This window comes from Microlunatus soli (assembly GCF_900105385.1).
Lineage (GTDB): Bacteria > Actinomycetota > Actinomycetes > Propionibacteriales > Propionibacteriaceae > Microlunatus > Microlunatus soli.
This window is the reverse complement of record NZ_LT629772.1, coordinates 734,082-750,379: the sequence shown is the minus strand read 5'-3', so window position 1 is coordinate 750,379 and position 16,298 is coordinate 734,082. Positions and strand designations below refer to the sequence as shown.

The following is a 16,298-nucleotide window of genomic DNA, read 5'->3' as shown; positions in this document are numbered from 1 at the left end:
GCATGTCCCGGGGGAATGTACCCGAGACCGGCTCCGATGAGGTTCAGCCCTTCGACGACGGTCGGCCGGCTCGGGTCGTGCCGCGATGCCAGATCTCCGCCGGATAGACGTGCAGCCGTTCTGCGGGGCCGTCACCGTTGAGCCGCTGGATCAGCAGCTCGGCGACCTTGTCGAAGTAGTGCGGCGGACCGACCGAGGACAATTGCGGGTCGGTCTGCAACGATTCGGGTGTGTTACCGATGCCGATGATCTCCAGATCATCGGGTACGCCCAGGCCGAGCCGCTGGGCCGCCCACAGCGCGCCGATGGCACTGAGATCCTGGGTGCCGAAGATCGCGGTCGGTGGGTCCTCGGACTGCAGCAGCTCCATGGCCTGCCGGAAGGCGAGATAGCGGTCGGCCCCCGTCGAACGGATCAAGTCCGGGTCGAGCGGCAGGCCGGCCTCGGCGATCACATCCCGGAATTCGAGCAGACGCTCGTCATCGGTGCTGGCGGCATCGCCTGTCAGGACAGCGATCCGGCGATGCCGTGTCGTGAGATCCCGCAACGCCGTGTGCAGCGCCGGCAGGATCGGGCGCCGGATCACGTCGATGTCGTCCGGCTCGGCGGCGCTGTGGAACAGGACGATCGAGATCCCCGATCCGGCGAGCCGGCGCAGCTTGTCCAGATCACCGTCGGCCAACACGCTCTCCTCGATCACCGCACCGTCCGCGCCCTGGCCGGCGAGAAAGGCCGACCAATCGCCGTCGGCAAGGATCAGTGGCCGCTTTCCTGCGGTCCGGCACGCCCCCGTGACGGCGTCGACCAGTGCCTCGGTCCAGGGCGAGTAGAGGTTGAGCGGTACGACGCAGACCTGATTGGTCCGGCCCAGACGGATGCTCTGTCCCAGCAGACTCGGCGTGTAGCCCAGCTCGTCGGCGACCCGGAGGATGCGTGTTCGGGTCGCATCACTGATCCGCACCTTGCCTCGCTGATCATTCCCATTCAGAACGTTCGACACGGTCGGCGCGGACACGCCGGCAGCTGCCGCGATGTCGCGCAAGGTGATCCGCTTTCCGGTTGCCACGGTGAGCCTCGTTCCGATCCCGAACTGTCGTAGGGTCTTGTCCGGACACAGAATAATCCATTAGTGTCTGGGAAAACGTCGGACCGGCCGACAGTGACCGGTCCGCACTATGAATGGTTTCGGAGAAACCCCAGTGGATCCGTAGAGTATGCGGGTAATCCGCGGTGTCGGAAGATCATCGATGATCTGCGGCAGCTCTCCGACATCGCAGCGCCGCCATGTCAAAGGAGCGTCATGAGCTCAGCCAGTTCGCACGCCTTCAGTTCCTCATCCGCCGTCGGACGTTCCGGCCGGATCGCTCGCCGGACGCTGCTCGGCAGCGCGCTGGCGGCGATGACCGCCGGAGCCGTCGGCTGCCAGGTCGATACCGGCACCGGCAGTTCGGCGAGCCGATCCGCCGAAGCGGGCAAGATCAAGATCCCCGACTACTCCACCAAGCCCGAAGCCTCCGGCACGGTCAGTTGGTTGGACAGTGGTGACCTCAAGTCGGTCTTCGAGACCGCCGTGCTGGACGCCTACAGCGCGAAGTATTCCAAGATCAAGAATGACTACCAGGGGACCAGCTGGGAGACGATTCGCCAGGTCGTCTCGGTCGGCATCCGCAACAACTCGGCCCCGGATGTGTTCGCGCTGCCACCGGATATCCCCGCCCAGACGGCGATCGCCCAGGGTTGGGTGCAGCCGATCGAGAAACTGGTGCCCGACTTCGAGAGCTGGCGGGCGAAATGGCCGAAGACCGCGTTGATCCCGGGGATCCACATCTTCGACGACAAGGTCTACAACTTCCCGCTGAACTCCAGCCGGCGGCTGGACAAGCTGCTGTTCGTCGACAGCGCCAACCTGAAGAAGGCCGGCTATGACGATCCGATCTCGGCGATCAAGACCTGGGACGACATCCATCAGGCGTTGACCAAGTCGGTCGGCCAGGGCAGCAGCGGCCTGATGATCGGCAAGGACGGCCTGGCTGCCACGGTCGCCGGGCTGGCCACCACGGTCGGCTGGACCGGGTCGCTGAACAGTTGGACCGGTCTGGACATGAAGACCGGGCAGTATCGCTACGACGCCGATGAGGTGCTGCAAGCGTTCGAGTTCCTGCAGAAGCTGGTCAAGGACAAGCTGGTGGTACCGGGGTTCCTCACTCTGGTGGACAAGGATGCGCGCGATCAGTTCTCGGCCGGCAAGAGCGCGATGATGTTCGTCGGCCCCTACTCGCTGCCGGCCTGGAAGCAGAACGCACCGGACTGGAAGTACGCGGTCGGTCAGCTGCCGTCGGCCGACGGCTCGGACTACGTGGTGCCGTTCGCCGAGGTCGGCGCCAACAGCGTCTGGGTCTACGCCAAGACCGAGATGCCGAAGGCCGTCGGTCAGATCCTCGCCTACATGGGATCGGAGGAGGGCCAGAAGAACATGGTCATTCAGAGCGAGGGCAATCTGGAGTCGCTGCATCCTGCCGCGAACGAGGCGGCCGACCGCGAGGCCCAACTCGATCCGAACGCCACCTTCTGCTCCGATCTCGCGCACAAGATCATGCACACGATCCCCCAGGTGGAGATCCGCAACCCCGATGTGTCGACGGTCAAGCTGCTGCTGAAGCCGGTGACGCCGATCTGGCAGGACCTGATGCAAGGGCTCTTCACCGGTGACCTGAGTAATCCCAAGGCGCAGTTCGCGAAATACAACAGTGCTCTGGACAAGGCGCTGGACACCGCGATCGCGGCGGCGAAGAAGAAGGGGTCGACGGTCACCCGGGACGACTTCGTCTTCCCCAACTGGGATCGCAACACCGACTACACCGCCGCCGATTACCAGAAGCTCTGACCCGACGATGAGTGCGACACGATCCCTGGACCGCGACACCGTCGCGCCGCCGCCTGTGCAGCAGCGGATCCAGCGCCAGGTCGGCAGTTGGTATGCCCGGACCAACACCCGCTGGTGCTATCTGTTCCTGCTGCCGGCGTTGGTGCTGACCGCAGGATTCACCTTCTATCCGATGATCATGTCCTGGGTGTACTCGACGATGGACTGGACCGGGTTCACCGACGACATGACGTTCGTCGGGCTCGGCAACTACGTCCGGCTGGTGCAGGATCACTTCTTCTGGGGTGCCTTCGGCAGGTCGATGATCTTCGTGCTGATCGGCACACCGGTCCGGGTCGGCCTGGCGTTGTTGGTGGCGATGGTGCTCAATCGTCAGGTGCTGAAGCTGTCGCCGGTGTTCCGGACGATGTTCTTCCTGCCGGTGATGGCATCGGCATCGATCATCGGTGTGATCAACACCTTCGTCCTGAGTCCCAACAACGGACCGGTGAACGCACTGCTCACCGGGGCAGGCGTCGTCGACCAGCCGGTGGAATTCCTGTCGGACCCGAAGCTTGCCCTGTGGACCACGCTGGCCGCCCATACCTGGAAGAACTTCGGCACCACGATGATCTACTGGTTGGCCGCGCTGCAGACCGTTCCGGCCGAGTATCTGGAGGCCGCACAGGTCGACGGCGCCGGCACCTGGGCCCGGGTCCGGCACATCACGATGCCGATCCTGATCCCGTTCGCGTTGGTGATCATCGTGCTGACGGCGAAGGAAAATCTGCACGCCTTCGCGTTGATCCAGGCGATGACCGGCGGCGGTCCGTACTTCCGCACCCAGGTGGTCGAGGTCTACATCTTCAACACCGCCTTCCAGCCCGACAACGGAGGGGTACCGCAGCTCGGCTATGCCTCGGCCGCCGGTTGCTTCTTCGGGACCGCGACCCTGCTGCTGGCCCTGGTGCAGGTATGGGCCGGGCGGAGTCTGTCCAGGAACAGAAAGGCGCTGGACCGATGACCACCGTCGACGGCACGGCCGACCGGACCCGGGTCCGCCGTGGCCGGTTCTCCCGCAAGGAACGGGTCTGGGCGGTGATCATCTCGATCGTCCTGCTGACCATCGGGATCGCCTGGATCTATCCGTTCATCTGGACCTTCAGCTCGTCGTTGAAGAACACCACGGAGATCTTCGGATCGGTCAATCCGTTCTCGCCGGTGCTTCGGGTCGGCAATTGGATCCGTGCCTGGCAGGACGCCTCGATGGGGCGCTACTTCATCAACACCGTTCTGGTCACCGGCGGATCGATCGTGATCTCGGTGATCACCGCGGCACTGATGGGTTATGCATTGGGCCGCTATCGCTTCCCCGGCCGCAAGGTGATGTTCGGTCTGTTCGCGTTGGTGATCTTCCTCCCCGAGGGTTACACGATCATCCCGATCTACGACCTGCTCACCAAACTGCATCTGGACGGCAGCCTATGGGGCATGACGCTGGCCGAAGCCGGTGGGGTGAACATCGTCGCCGTACTGCTCTACGCCGGCTTCTTCGGACAGCTGCCTGCCGAGCTGGAGGAGGCGGCCCGGGTGGACGGCGCCGGATTCCTCCGGACCTTCTGGAAGATCTACCTGCCGCTGGCCAAGCCGGTGACCGCGACCGCGGTGATCCTGCAGTTCCTGCATTCCTGGAACGATTTCCTGCTGCCATTGGTGTTCACCCTCACCCGGCCGGAACTGCGGACGCTCTCGGTCGGCGTCTATGCGTTGCGCAACGACTTCCAGTCCGACTGGGGCGTGATGACCGCGGCCGCGACCATCGCGCTGCTGCCGGTGATCATCGTCTTCCTGTTCCTGCAGCGCTACTTCATCGCCAGCATCGCCGGGGCGGTGAAGGGATGAACAACCCCTGAGCTTGTCGATGGGGCCTGAGCTTGTCGAAGGACGATAACCGAAACCGAATCTCGTAACCGTGTTGATCATGACCAAAGGATGCCGATGACCGATTTCGCTGCCCTCAACTACCGTCGCCCGGAAGCCGAACGTCCTCGGCAGTCGCCGGTGATCGTCTTCCTGACCGACCAGCAGCGGTGGGACGCGACCGGGATCGGTGGCAACCCCTGCGGGCTGACGCCGAACCTTGATCACGCTGCCCGGTCCGGCACCTGGTTCGACAACGCGCACACCCCGCAACCGCTCTGCACACCGGCCCGATCCTGTCTGCAGACCGGCAACTTCGCCACCGCCAATGGTGTGCACCGCAATGGTCTGTCGCTGGCGACCGATGCCGACACTCTGGCCAAGCGCTTCTCCGGTGCGGGCTACGCCACCGGCTACATCGGCAAGTGGCACCTGGCACCGACCGGTTCGCGCGGACCGGTCGCACCGGAGGACCGTGGCGGCTACGACTACTGGCTGGCGGCCAACGCCCTGGAACACGTGTCGGACTCCTACCTGACCCGGCTGTACGACAATGATCAGCAACCGGTCGACCTGCCGGGCTATCGGATCGATGCGCTGACCGATGCGGCGATCCGCTACATCGGTGATCATGCCGACGAACCGTTCCTGTTGTTCGTGTCGTTCCTGGAGCCGCACCATCAGAACCGGCGCGACGACTACCCGGCGCCGGAGGTCTACCGGGACGCCTACCACGGCAGTTGGTTGCCGCCGGACCTCGCCAGCCTGCACGGCACCTCGTATCAGCAGATCGGCGGCTACTACGGGATGATCAAGCGGATGGATGAGGCCTACGGCAGGCTGCTGGACGCGCTGCGCAGCCTCGGGCTCTACGAGGACACGATCACCGTGTTCAGTTCCGATCACGGCTGCCACTTCAAGACCCGCAACGGCGAATACAAGCGGTCGGTGCACGACGGATCCACCCGGGTGCCGTTGATGATCAGGGGACCGCAGGTGCCCCGCGGCCGGATCGTCGAGGACGTGGTGAGCACCGTCGGCCTGCCGGCCACCCTGATGGAGTTGGCCGGTATCGAGGCGCCGGTCGGGATCCAGCCGTCGCTGACCCCCGTGATGCGGTCGGTGGAGCCGCCGGCCGGGGAGGCGTTCATCCAGGTCAGCGAGACCGAGGTGGCGCGCGGGATCCGTACCCAGCGGTGGAAGTACGGCGTGATCGCCCCGGACGCGGACCCGATCGCCGACGCCGGCTCCGACCGCTACGTCGAGGGCTATCTCTACGATCTGGAGGCTGACCCGTACGAGTTGAACAACCTGGTCGGACTGCCGTCCCACCGCGACGTCTCGGACCACCTGCGGGAGCGTTTGCTGAGCTGGATGAAGGCGGCCGGCGAACCCGACGCGGTCGTCGAGTCGGCCGTCACCAGCCCGGCCGGCCGCGGCCAGCTGGAAGTCTGGCCGTCCGAGGTAACCAGCTGACCCGTCAGTTTCTCCCCGACTCGCCGGGCGAGTCGGGGAGAAACTGACGGGTCGGCGGGGTGGGGTGGGTGTCTCGCATTCCGATCGTGCCGGCGAATAATTCCTAGTGTCTATATAGGGTTTAGGTGTTCGCATCACCGTCGAGACGGAAGAGGCCTGCAGATGAGCCCGGAATCGACCAGCCCGGAATTCCTCTGGTACATCCCGAACACGGTCGAGCCCGGGCATCGCGGCGACGACGTCCAGGACGGCTGGGGGACACTCGATCTGTCGGTCCGGCACGCGTTGGCGGTGGAGCAGCACGGCTGGGGTGGGGCGCTGCTCGGCTCGGGTTGGGGACGGCCGGACACCTTCACCGTCGCGACCGCGTTGGCTGCTCGGACCACCAGCTTCCAACCGCTGGCAGCGATCCGACCGGGCTACTGGCAGCCGGCACAGTTTGCGGCTGCCTCCAGCACCCTTGATCAACTCAGCCGCGGCCGGCTCTTGATCAACATCGTCAGCGGGATCGACAACCTCGCCGCCTATGGCGACGTGAACAGCGATCCGGCCCGCCGCTACGACCGGACCCGAGAGTTTCTCCGACTGCTGCGTCGGTTGTGGGCGGAGGAGAATGTCACCTTCGAGGGGGAGTTCTTCACCGTCAGGGATTCGACGGTCCGGCCGCGGCCGTTCGACGCCGAGTCCGGCCGGCATCCGCGGCTCTACTTCGGTGGCGCCTCACCGGCGGCCGAGCAGGTGTCGGCGACCGAGGCCGACGTGCAACTGTTCTGGGGTGAACCGCTGGACGGCATCGCCGAACGGATCTCCCGGCTGAAGGCCCTGACCGAATCACTCGGCCGGACACACCAGCCGCTGGAGTTCGGGCTGCGGATCACCACCGTCGTCCGGGACACCACCGACCAGGCCTGGCACGATGCGGAGCAGCGGGTCGCGACGATGGCAGCCAAGGCCGGTGGGGAGATCGACACCAAGTGGCGGAAGGCCGTCGGCCAGCGCCGACTCTACGATCTCGCCGAGCGGGGCGACGTGCTGGATTCCTGCCTGTACACGACTCCCGGCAAGTACGGTGGCGGCGGCGCAGGCACCACCTGGCTGGTCGGCTCGGCCGACGACGTCGCCGCCGCGCTGGGCAAGTACGCCGACCTCGGGGTCAGCCATTTTGTGCTGTCCGACACACCGTACCTGGACGAGGTGGCGCGGATCGGTGATCAACTTCTCCCACGGCTGCGATCGTTGCTCGCCGCCCCTGCTCCTCTCGATGCGGCCGCGGCGCGCTGAGCGTTCACAGGGTGTGCTGCATCAGCAGACACAGACATCGGTAGCGGTAGATCGAACCGTCGGCCGCCTCCTGGTCCCATTCGGCAGCCTCGGTGCCGAACTCCTGATAGCCCCGACGACGGTACAGCCGGATCGCTGCGACATTGTCCTGCTCCACGCCGAGCGTGGCGCGGTCGCAGCCATGATCACCGATGATCTGCTCGGCGCGCAGCAGCAGGGCGGTCCCGATGCCTTGTCCCCGGAGTCCGTCGACGACGTCGAACTGGTAGATCGTGCCGGCGTCCGGGTGCTGGCCGTACCGGATCCCGAGCTTGCCGACGATCCGACCGCCCGGTTGCACCGCGGCCAGATAGTCGTCGGACTCCGCCAGGGCATCGACCAGATGCCGCCGCTGCAGGTCGGTCCGTGCCCAGCCGTCGACATCGTCGACGCCGAACCGCCTGATCCGGAGTCCGTCGATCCCTGCCATGGGTCGGACGATGCCACGTCCGCCAGCACACGACAATCGAATTCCCTGTGCCCCCGTCGTCGCCATTCGTAAATTCGCCGCGGAGTCGCTCGGTGGCCACTACCGTCCGAACTGGCGGAACGTCGCACCGGACGACCCGGTCGTAGCTGATGGCTGAGCCATCGCGGACGGGCAATTGCCACCCACCAGCTCTGCATCACCTCGGGGAAGGGCACCATCGTGAAACGTTCGACGATCATCTGTGCCGTGCTACTCGGCGCAGTCTTTGCACTCGCGGGTTGGATCGTCCGCGACATCGTGGGCGAGCAGCGCCTCGATGCCGGCCGAATCCAGCCTGTAACACCAGCTGTCCCGGCGATCACGCTGATCACCGGCGACGCCGGGGCACCCGCCGTGCCGACCGGCCCGTGGTTTTCGCCGTTCGGCTGTCTGGACGATCCGATGGCTCCGGGCACCGTCGCACCACAGCGACCGGTTGGACGGACGGAGACTTCGAGCAGCGACGACCTGGCCCCCCTCGGCAGACGTGCGGCCGAAACCGTAACCCGGCAACAGGTCGCGATGTTCGGACCGGAGCAGACCCGTCCTGGTGCGGTCGGACATCCGCAACGCCGGGAGACCGGCCGCTCCGACGTAGCCGGCGGACAGGCCGCACCGCCTCGTCCGCACGATCGGACCCGGCAGGGACCCGAACCTTCGACGACCGTGATCAACGAGGTCGCGCCGTCGTGGAGCGAGCAGACCGCGTCGATCGTCGCGGCGAACGGCGGCATCGTGTACATCGGCGACGACGGCAGGCTGATCGCCAACACCGGAGCCGTTTCGGCCAGTGGCGTCGTCGCCCTGGACACGCGAGAATCCGCGCTGGCTTCCGGGCGGTCGACCGGATCGGGATCGCCGCTCCGAGTACGCCCGCAGCGACCGACGACGGCCGCCGGATCGATCAGTGACCTGGCCGACAGGCCTGACGGACAACGGGAACCGGCCGAGGCGATGTCCGACGGATCACTCGCCGGCGTGCTGTCCGGCCTCGGATCCCGCAGCGGTGGCGCGACCTCGATCAGCGGGCTCGAGGACCACTCGGTCAACGTCCGCGGTGATGATCAGATCGTCACCTACGACGATTCGAACGTCTTCATCAACCGCAACGGACGGATCAACGCCAACACCGGCGACACCGACTCCAGTGGCCTGAACGCGGTCGACGTCTCGGGGTCGACGGTCCGCTCCGGAAACTCCGGCGACAGGGAGGATCAGGAGGAAGCGGACGAGGGTTCAGAAGAAGCCGAGGACGAGGAGCCGGCGGACGCCAGGACCCATGCGGACAAGGAAGGCTCAGCCGAGCACGAGGCAGATTCGGCGGACCGGGGCGTGCCGGTCGAACGTGCCAGATCCGGCGGCCGCGCCGACAGTAACCGTCCGGCCGCCGACACCCCGATAGCGGCCGACCGGGCACGAGCTCGGGCCAGCGTGACCGACGAGGGCGCCTCCACCGCCGACGGTGACGACGCGCTCGTGATCGGTGCCGATGGCATCGATGACGTGTCGATCAGGTCCCACGGCAATCGCAACGTCATCAGCTACGACGATTCCAACGTCGTGATCGGCGGCTCCGGGGCGGTGAACGCGCAGATCGGTGACAGCGACACCGGTGGCGCCGTCGTGATGGGGATCAAGCACTCCGACGTCCGAGCTGGATGCGAAGGAGACCGCTGCCGCTCCGGTGCCCCCTGACGCACTCAGCCGTTCCGGAGGGTCAGGTGTCGACCTTTGCTGCTGCTTGGGGCGCGGCGGCACGCCAGATCGTCTGGGCGAAGGATCCAGATCCGAGATTGAAACTGCCGGTCTGATTGACCAGAAAGACTCTGCCGTGAGGCGCCCGAAACACGTGTGTTCCGGGCGACGGTTGTCGACGCCGCCAGAAGCCGTGGGTCGTGACGTTGTGTTCGCCGCGGCCCTTGGGACCGAGATTGTCCTCCCGGGTCTGACCTGGGAACCCCGGCACATACGGGATGCTGTGATCAAGATCAACATGCCGTCCGGTGACACCGGAGAACGGAAAGATGCTGCCCGGAAACTTCAGTAGCATCCGCTCCCGCATCGCCTTCGGGATCTCATAGGAATCCACCGGTGTCAGGTCCGCGGCAAGATCAACAACCGGCTTGACGGTGACATCGCAGCCCCGGAGCCAGTCGGCAACCAGGCTGGACACGATCGGGCCGACGTCCTCGACCCGGGCGACGCCGAGACCGTTCTCCAAGGTCTCCCGGGCGATGTGCACATACAACGTGGCGTTGGGCCGAAGCTTTGCGGGATCGATCTGTCCGATCGCCTTGATCGCCAACTCGGCAAGTCGCCGATCCTGCTCGATGCGCGGGAACCGGGACGGCCCGACCGGCACATCATCGCCGGTGTCGTCGTCCGGCTCAGGTTCGGGTGGAAGGTCCTCGGCTTCGGGCGGCGGCTCGTCGGATGCGGAGTGATCATCATCGGCGGCGGAATGATCATGGTCGGCGGCCTGATTCGGCATGGACGGCGTGGGCAACAGCGAGTCGTCATCCGGGTCGGGATCGAACAGCGTGGGGGCGGTGTCCTCGGCGAGCAGCTTCAGGTGTTCCAACGGCCGGGTCATGATGTCGAGCGCCTCGGCATGCCGTTCACCTTTGGTGCCGGTATGGCCGCGCCGTTGGAGGATGTCGGCGACTCGGTCGGCTTGGGCATACAACCGGATCGCGATCGGTGCCGGGAGTCGGGCATAGACGGTCTTGAGACCGTGATCATTACTCTGGCCGAGATAGAGGCCGATCTCGTGGGCGGCCTGCTCGGCCAGCTTCTGTATGTTCTCGGCGTCGACCTCGATGATCCGGGACTCCAGATGCTTCATCCACCGTCCGAACGACCAGCGACCGACCAAGTCGGCGATCGACGCGTCCACCTGCAGCGCCTGCTCCGGCGTCAAATGATGGGTCTCGCGGGCGATCGTTTGGCAGTCGCGGCCGTCGATCTCCATGTTGCACAGGCGTCGCCACAGTCGGGGAAGCCGATGGCGCAGATCCAAGGCGTCGCCGATCATCCGTTCACCGCTGCCGGTCGGCTTCCCCAAGCTAGAGGCGAACTCGGTGATCGCGAACCTCGCCATCGACGGCGTGCCGGAACCGCCGGGTCGGACGGAACGGTCGCCGCCGCGGACGTCGAGTTGGTAGCGATCAATGCTGTCGGCTGGATGTCGGTCGGCCCAGTCCGCAGCCAAGATCAGGATGCTGTTGATCCCGGCCCGCTCCAGCCACCGGAAGGCTTGGACATGATCGAGCAGCTGAGCATTGCCCAACGTCGACGGGTCAAGACCCGTCGACGCCAGGCTGTTCTGCTGCAGCCCGATCGCATCGATCATGACAACGACAGTAGCCGTCGGGTCAGACACTCTTGAGGGCTCAGAACCCAACCGGGACAGGGATCTGACAAAAGTGACCAAGGCGCGACTCTACCTATCCGACCACCCGACGGTGCTGCAGCCGCCATCGATCGTCAGCCACTCACCGGTGACGAGCCGGCGGCCGGTGAATCGAGGTAGACCACCCCGGCACCGACGTCGTGCGGCGACCAGAGCGGTCCCACGGCAACCGCGGCGTCGTCAGCTACGACGATTCCAACGTCGTGATCGGCGGCTCCGGGGACGGTGAACGCGCAGATCGGTGACAGCGACAGCGGTGGCGCTGTCGTGATGGGCATCAAGGACTCCGGCGTCTGGGCGGGATGCGACGGAGACCGCTGCCGCTCGGGTGCCGCCTGAGGCCGTGGTGCCCCTGACGCATCCAGCCCTCCGGTGGGTCAGCTGTCGATCTTGGGCGATGCCGGCCAATCGGCGGGGTAGCGGTCGGCGACGTCGCGATGCTGGGCGTACAGCTTCTTGCGTGCTCGGGCCGCAAGCCGGTCACCGAAGACCATGCCGTTGAGGTGATCGGTCTCGTGCTGCAGGCAGCGGGCGAAATAGCCGTTGCCCTCGACGGTGATGTCGTTGCCGAAGGCATCCTGCCCGGTGCAACTGGCGAAGTCCGGCCGGGCCAGTTCGATGTACGCCCCCGGCAGCGACAGGCAGCCCTCGTCGACGTAGTCGAGCTTGCGATCCTTGCCCTCGGGCAGCGTCACGACCGGGTTGCAGAAGACGCCGATGTGCCGCCGCCGATCCTCGTCGGGGCAGTCGTAGACGAACAGCGACAGATCGACCCCGACCTGTGGCGCGGCCAGTCCGACGCCGTCCGCGGCGGCCATCGTGGCGAACATGTTGCGGATCAGCGTGTGCAAATCGTCGTCGTAGCTGGTCACCGGTGTCGACGGGTGATGCATCACCGGCTCGCCCCAGCGCGTGATCGGCAGCACGGTGCCGCCGTCGATCAGGTCGGACACCGTTGTGATCTTGCTCGGGGTGTCGGCCGGCCGCTGCTGATCCGGTTCGTGCGCCGTCTGCTGCTCGGTCACTGTGCACTCCTCAGCACGGTGTACGGATCGGCGGTCACGCCGACTCCCTGATCATGGTCGAAGGCATAGACCGGCCGGCCGCCGATGATCACCTGCTCGGCGCGGCTCATGATGTCCAGCGGGTCGCCGTCCCAGATCACCACGTCACCGTCCTTGCCCACCTCCAGCGAGCCGATCGACGCATCCAGCCCGAGCATCCGCGCCGGGTTGATCGTCAACGCCTCCAACGCCTTCGCCGGGTCGAGTCCGTCCTTGACCGACAGGATCGCCTGGTAGACGAGGAAGTTGATCGGCACCACCGGATGGTCGGTGGTGATGGCGATGGTCACACCGGCATCGGCCAACAGGCCCGGATTGCGCAGGTGGCGCTGGTTGACCTCGACCTTGCTCCGGGAGGTGAAAAGCGGACCGATGATCACCGGAATGTCCTTCTCCGCCAGCACATCGGCGAGCAGATGGCCCTCGGTGCCGTGGTTGATCACCAGTCGGTAGCCGAACTCCTCCGACAGCCTGATCGCCGTCGCGATGTCGTCGGCGCGGTGCGTGTGCTGGCACCAGGGCAGATCGCCGGCCAACACCGCGGCCAGCACCTCGTTGTTGCTGTCCCGGGTGAACGGCTTGTCCTCGGCAGCCGCCTGCTCCCGACGCGCTACGTAATCCTGGGCGCCGAGGAACGCGTCCCGGATCACCGACGCCACACCGAGCCGGGTGGAGGGCAGCTTCTGCTTGTCGCCGTAGACCCGCTTCGGGTTCTCGCCGAGGGCCGATTTCACACTGACCGGCTGCTTGATCACCATCTCGTCGACCATCCGACCCCAGGTCCTGATCGCGACGGTCTGCCCACCGATCGGGTTGCCCGAGCCCGGCTTGACCACGACGGCGGTCACACCGCCGGACAGGGCGTCGGCGAATCCCTCGTCGGCGGGGTTGATCGCGTCCAGCGCACGGAACCGGGCACCGACCGGATCGGTCATCTCGTTGGTGTCGTTGCCGGCCCAGCCGTTGCCCTCCTCGTGCACACCGACGTGGCCGTGTGACTCCAGGAAGCCGGGCAGCACCCACTTGCCGGTCGCGTCGATGACCGGGACGTCCTTGTCGACCTTGACCTTGTCCCCGACGGCGGTGATCTTGCCGTCGGAGATCAGGACGGTGCCGTTCTCGATCACCGGTCCGGTGATCGGCAGCACCCGGCCACCCACGATGGCCCGGTCCTGGCCGCCGACGGCCTGTCCCAGGACGGAATTCCCTGCCCTGGAATCAGTCGGCGCGGTCTCCGGGCGTGCCGGGCCGGTGTCTGCGCCGGCACGTCGCCGGGATGCTCTTGCCACGAGGGCCTCCTTGCTCGTTGTACGCCCTTCGGGCGGGTGCCAACGCTACCGTGTCGGGATCACGCGGGCCGGAGCGCCGGTCGACAGCTGATGGACGACCGGCCAGTCCTCGGGCCGGTTGCTGACGGCGGCGGGCTTGATCACGCTGACGGTGTCGCTCTGCTGGTTGCTGACCCAGAGTTGCTCGCCGTCGACCGTCACGTCCCGCGGCCAGCTGCCGCCGCAGTCGATCTCGGTCAGCGGGTGCGGCGTACCGAACGCGTCCAGGGTGAAGATGCCCAGTGTGTCCGCGCCCCGGTTGGCCACCACCAGTTGGTCACCGTAGGCGACCAGTGCCGACGGGTAGATCCGCTCCTCGGTCTGCTTGGTCGAGGTCGGGACGGAGTTGCCGGCGGCGCCGACCGCGGCGTCCAGGGCTCCGACCCACAACGTTGCCGACAACTCGCAGGCGACCACCAGATGACGGCCGCTGACCACCAGATGACGCGGGCCCGAACCGTCCGGAAGCTTGATCGAATCTCCTGCCGGCGTGAGCTCGCCCGCGTCGTCGATCCGGACGATGTGCACGGCGTCGCTGCCGAGGTCGGGGACCATGATCGCCTGCCCGACCGACACCACCTGGTGGGCGTGGGCGGAGGACTGCCGCTCGGCGTCGGGTCCGGACCCGCTGAACTCCAGCAGCCCCTTGCGCTCGGACAGGGCGCCGTTGGGTTCCAGTGCAAAGCTGGCGATCGACCCGCTGGTGTAGTGCGCGACCACCAGGAAGTCGCCGCTGTGGTCGAAGCAGAGATGGCAACCGCCGTCGCCGCCGCTGTCCACGGTGTTGATCAGATGCAGGCCGTCGTCGTCATACCGGATCGCCGACACCTGGCCCGGCGAGCTCTCATGGACCGCATACAGCCACGGCTTGGACGGATGCTTGATCACGTACGACGGCGAGGCCAACCCGAGCGAGGCCACCGCGGCGACGGTCCCGGCGTCCGCGGCCTCGGCACCCGACCCGTCCGACCCCGCCCCGGTCCCGTACATCGTCAGGCCCTTCGCCGTCCCGCCCATCTCGTCGGTGTAGCCGCCGACGAAGACGTACTCGGGAGGGTCGAAGGTCGGGGCCGACGTCGTCGGCTGAGCCTCGCTCGCTTCCGTCGACTGGTCTTCGGTGGAGGGGGAATCCGTCGACGGGGCGTCGGTGGTCGGATCGCCGCTGGTTTCGGTCATGGGCACTTGGATATCACTTTCTGCCCAGCAATACCGAGCCGGCCTGCGATACCGATGTGGTTGGCAATACTGACCCGGTGCGGTACGCGTGGCGGCTTGCCGCGGCCGGTGGGCCGGGCAAAGGTTGTCCCATGGTGGCCGACCAGCACCCCGACGCGGGCGAGGCACGAGTGGAACTGGGCGAGGAGTTCGCCCGGTTGTCGGCCGACTACGTACGCCATCTGCGGTCCGAACGCCGGCTCTCCGAGCACACCGTCCGGGCCTACGCCGGCGACATCCAAAGCATGCTGCTGCACCTGCAGCAACTCGGGATGGCCGGCCTGCAGGATGCCGAGTTGCCGGATCTTCGCGGCTGGTTGGCACGGCAGCAGACCGCGGGCTCGGCCCGGGCCAGTGTGCAGCGGCGATCGGCGGCTGTCCGGGTGTTCTGGAGTTGGGCCGAGCAGACCGGGCGGGTCGATCGCAACATCGCGGCGGGACTGAAGTCACCCAAGAAGCAGCGTCGGCTACCCGCGACGATCGATCAGGCGGCGGCGGACCGGATGCTGGCCGCGGCCACGGCAGCCGCGGAGGAGGCCGGCGGACCGGTCGGGATCCGCGATGTCGCGATCCTGGAGACGCTGTACGCGACCGGCATCCGGGTGTCCGAGCTGTGCGGGCTGGACCTGGCCGACCTCGACACCGATCGTCGGGTGCTCCGGGTCTTCGGCAAGGGCAGTAAGGAGCGCAGTGTGCCGATCGGCGGACCAGGTCTGCGGGCGCTGCAACGCTGGCTGGCCTCGGGCCGAGCGCAGTTGGCCGGTGCGAAGTCGGGGAATGCGGTCTTCCTGGGGGAGCGGGGCGGTCGGATCGACCCCCGCGTGGTGCGCCGGATCGTGCATCGCGCACTCGGTGTCACCGAGGGGGCCCCGGACCTCGGCCCGCACGGGCTGCGGCATGCGATGGCGACCCATCTGCTGGAGGGCGGCGCCGACCTGCGCAGTGTCCAGGAGATGCTCGGGCACTCCTCACTCGCGACGACCCAGATCTACACCCACGTCACCAACGAACGCCTGCGGCGTGCCTTCGAGCAGGCCCATCCGCGCGCCTGACCGGCCACTGGGGCCCCACCGACTGTCCACCGCCGCTCCTCGTGTCGCGCGTCATAAATTCGTTGGCCACTCACGCCTGAAGCGGCGATCTGCTGCGAAGCCAGGTGGCTTACATGCCCCGGCATGCGCACCTCCTCCGCCTTGCAGCTCACCACTTCAGCCGCCGACTGCCTCAACGG

14 protein-coding genes are annotated in these 16,298 nt (G+C 66.6%); 7 read left to right on the top strand and 7 right to left on the bottom strand.

The window, feature by feature from the left end; genetic code table 11:
• Positions 1 to 43: 43 nt before the first annotated feature.
• Positions 44 to 1,066 carry a LacI family DNA-binding transcriptional regulator gene (locus BLU38_RS03535; RefSeq protein WP_091519945.1) on the bottom strand — a complete coding sequence of 341 codons (1,023 nt, stop codon included), beginning with the start codon at positions 1,064 to 1,066 and terminating at the stop codon, positions 44 to 46.
• A 234-nt stretch (positions 1,067 to 1,300) separates the two neighbouring features.
• Between BLU38_RS03535 and BLU38_RS03530 the strand changes: the two genes are divergently transcribed.
• From BLU38_RS03530 to BLU38_RS03510, 5 genes are all read left to right on the top strand, one after another.
• A complete protein-coding gene (locus tag BLU38_RS03530; protein WP_091519941.1) occupies positions 1,301 to 2,884 on the top strand; it encodes an ABC transporter substrate-binding protein in 1,584 nt (527 codons plus the stop codon).
• A 7-nt stretch (positions 2,885 to 2,891) separates the two neighbouring features.
• On the top strand, positions 2,892 to 3,887 hold the full coding sequence (locus tag BLU38_RS03525) for a carbohydrate ABC transporter permease (RefSeq protein ID WP_091519938.1): 996 nt from the start codon (positions 2,892 to 2,894) through the stop codon (positions 3,885 to 3,887).
• Complete coding sequence (locus tag BLU38_RS03520; RefSeq protein ID WP_091519934.1) at positions 3,884 to 4,765, top strand: carbohydrate ABC transporter permease; 882 nt, start codon at positions 3,884 to 3,886, stop codon at positions 4,763 to 4,765. Before BLU38_RS03525 ends, BLU38_RS03520 begins: the two co-directional genes overlap by 4 nt.
• 96 nt (positions 4,766 to 4,861) lie before the next feature.
• Complete coding sequence (locus BLU38_RS03515; RefSeq protein ID WP_172836063.1) at positions 4,862 to 6,259, top strand: sulfatase-like hydrolase/transferase; 1,398 nt, start codon at positions 4,862 to 4,864, stop codon at positions 6,257 to 6,259.
• 162 nt (positions 6,260 to 6,421) lie between these two features.
• Positions 6,422 to 7,540: an LLM class flavin-dependent oxidoreductase gene (locus BLU38_RS03510; RefSeq protein WP_091519926.1), complete on the top strand. Its 1,119-nt coding sequence runs from the start codon at positions 6,422 to 6,424 to the stop codon at positions 7,538 to 7,540.
• Between the two features lie 4 nt (positions 7,541 to 7,544).
• On the opposite strand, the gene BLU38_RS03505 is transcribed toward BLU38_RS03510, so the two are convergent.
• Positions 7,545 to 8,009 carry a GNAT family N-acetyltransferase gene (locus BLU38_RS03505; RefSeq protein ID WP_157683194.1) on the bottom strand — a complete coding sequence of 155 codons (465 nt, stop codon included), beginning with the start codon at positions 8,007 to 8,009 and terminating at the stop codon, positions 7,545 to 7,547.
• Between the two features lie 219 nt (positions 8,010 to 8,228).
• Between BLU38_RS03505 and BLU38_RS03500 the strand changes: the two genes are divergently transcribed.
• On the top strand, positions 8,229 to 9,743 hold the full coding sequence (locus BLU38_RS03500) for a hypothetical protein (protein ID WP_091519919.1): 1,515 nt from the start codon (positions 8,229 to 8,231) through the stop codon (positions 9,741 to 9,743).
• A gap of 22 nt (positions 9,744 to 9,765) precedes the next feature.
• Here BLU38_RS03500 and BLU38_RS03495 read toward each other — a convergent pair whose 3' ends face one another.
• The 5 genes from BLU38_RS03495 to BLU38_RS03475 all read right to left on the bottom strand — a co-directional run bounded on the left by BLU38_RS03495 (position 9,766) and on the right by BLU38_RS03475 (position 15,028).
• A complete protein-coding gene (locus BLU38_RS03495) occupies positions 9,766 to 11,400 on the bottom strand; it encodes a DUF222 domain-containing protein (protein WP_091519917.1) in 1,635 nt (544 codons plus the stop codon).
• 134 nt (positions 11,401 to 11,534) lie between these two features.
• The gene (locus BLU38_RS03490; RefSeq protein WP_091519913.1) at positions 11,535 to 11,738 is read right to left on the bottom strand and encodes a hypothetical protein; all 204 of its coding nucleotides are present in this window, start codon (positions 11,736 to 11,738) and stop codon (positions 11,535 to 11,537) included.
• 99 nt (positions 11,739 to 11,837) lie between these two features.
• The gene (gene def, locus BLU38_RS03485; protein WP_407939641.1) at positions 11,838 to 12,485 is read right to left on the bottom strand and encodes a peptide deformylase; all 648 of its coding nucleotides are present in this window, start codon (positions 12,483 to 12,485) and stop codon (positions 11,838 to 11,840) included.
• Complete coding sequence (locus BLU38_RS03480; protein ID WP_231920157.1) at positions 12,482 to 13,813, bottom strand: amidohydrolase; 1,332 nt, start codon at positions 13,811 to 13,813, stop codon at positions 12,482 to 12,484. The genes def and BLU38_RS03480 overlap by 4 nt, the downstream gene beginning before the upstream one ends.
• Positions 13,814 to 13,858: 45 nt before the next feature.
• On the bottom strand, positions 13,859 to 15,028 hold the full coding sequence (locus BLU38_RS03475) for a lactonase family protein (RefSeq protein WP_091519910.1): 1,170 nt from the start codon (positions 15,026 to 15,028) through the stop codon (positions 13,859 to 13,861).
• A 131-nt stretch (positions 15,029 to 15,159) separates the two neighbouring features.
• Here BLU38_RS03475 and BLU38_RS03470 point away from each other — a divergent pair, with 131 nt between their 5' ends.
• The gene (locus BLU38_RS03470; RefSeq protein ID WP_091519907.1) at positions 15,160 to 16,119 is read left to right on the top strand and encodes a tyrosine recombinase XerC; all 960 of its coding nucleotides are present in this window, start codon (positions 15,160 to 15,162) and stop codon (positions 16,117 to 16,119) included.
• Positions 16,120 to 16,298: the final 179 nt, after the last annotated feature.

Coding starts and splice junctions, on each gene's coding strand:
- BLU38_RS03530 (WP_091519941.1), top strand. CDS start 1,301: ATGAGCTCAGCCAGTTCGCACGCCTTCAGTTCCTCATCCGCCGTCGGA.
- BLU38_RS03525 (WP_091519938.1), top strand. CDS start 2,892: ATGAGTGCGACACGATCCCTGGACCGCGACACCGTCGCGCCGCCGCCT.
- BLU38_RS03520 (WP_091519934.1), top strand. CDS start 3,884: ATGACCACCGTCGACGGCACGGCCGACCGGACCCGGGTCCGCCGTGGC.
- BLU38_RS03515 (WP_172836063.1), top strand. CDS start 4,862: ATGACCGATTTCGCTGCCCTCAACTACCGTCGCCCGGAAGCCGAACGT.
- BLU38_RS03510 (WP_091519926.1), top strand. CDS start 6,422: ATGAGCCCGGAATCGACCAGCCCGGAATTCCTCTGGTACATCCCGAAC.
- BLU38_RS03505 (WP_157683194.1), bottom strand. CDS start 8,009: ATGGCAGGGATCGACGGACTCCGGATCAGGCGGTTCGGCGTCGACGAT.
- BLU38_RS03495 (WP_091519917.1), bottom strand. CDS start 11,400: ATGATCGATGCGATCGGGCTGCAGCAGAACAGCCTGGCGTCGACGGGT.
- BLU38_RS03490 (WP_091519913.1), bottom strand. CDS start 11,738: ATGCCCATCACGACAGCGCCACCGCTGTCGCTGTCACCGATCTGCGCG.
- BLU38_RS03475 (WP_091519910.1), bottom strand. CDS start 15,028: ATGACCGAAACCAGCGGCGATCCGACCACCGACGCCCCGTCGACGGAT.
- BLU38_RS03470 (WP_091519907.1), top strand. CDS start 15,160: ATGGTGGCCGACCAGCACCCCGACGCGGGCGAGGCACGAGTGGAACTG.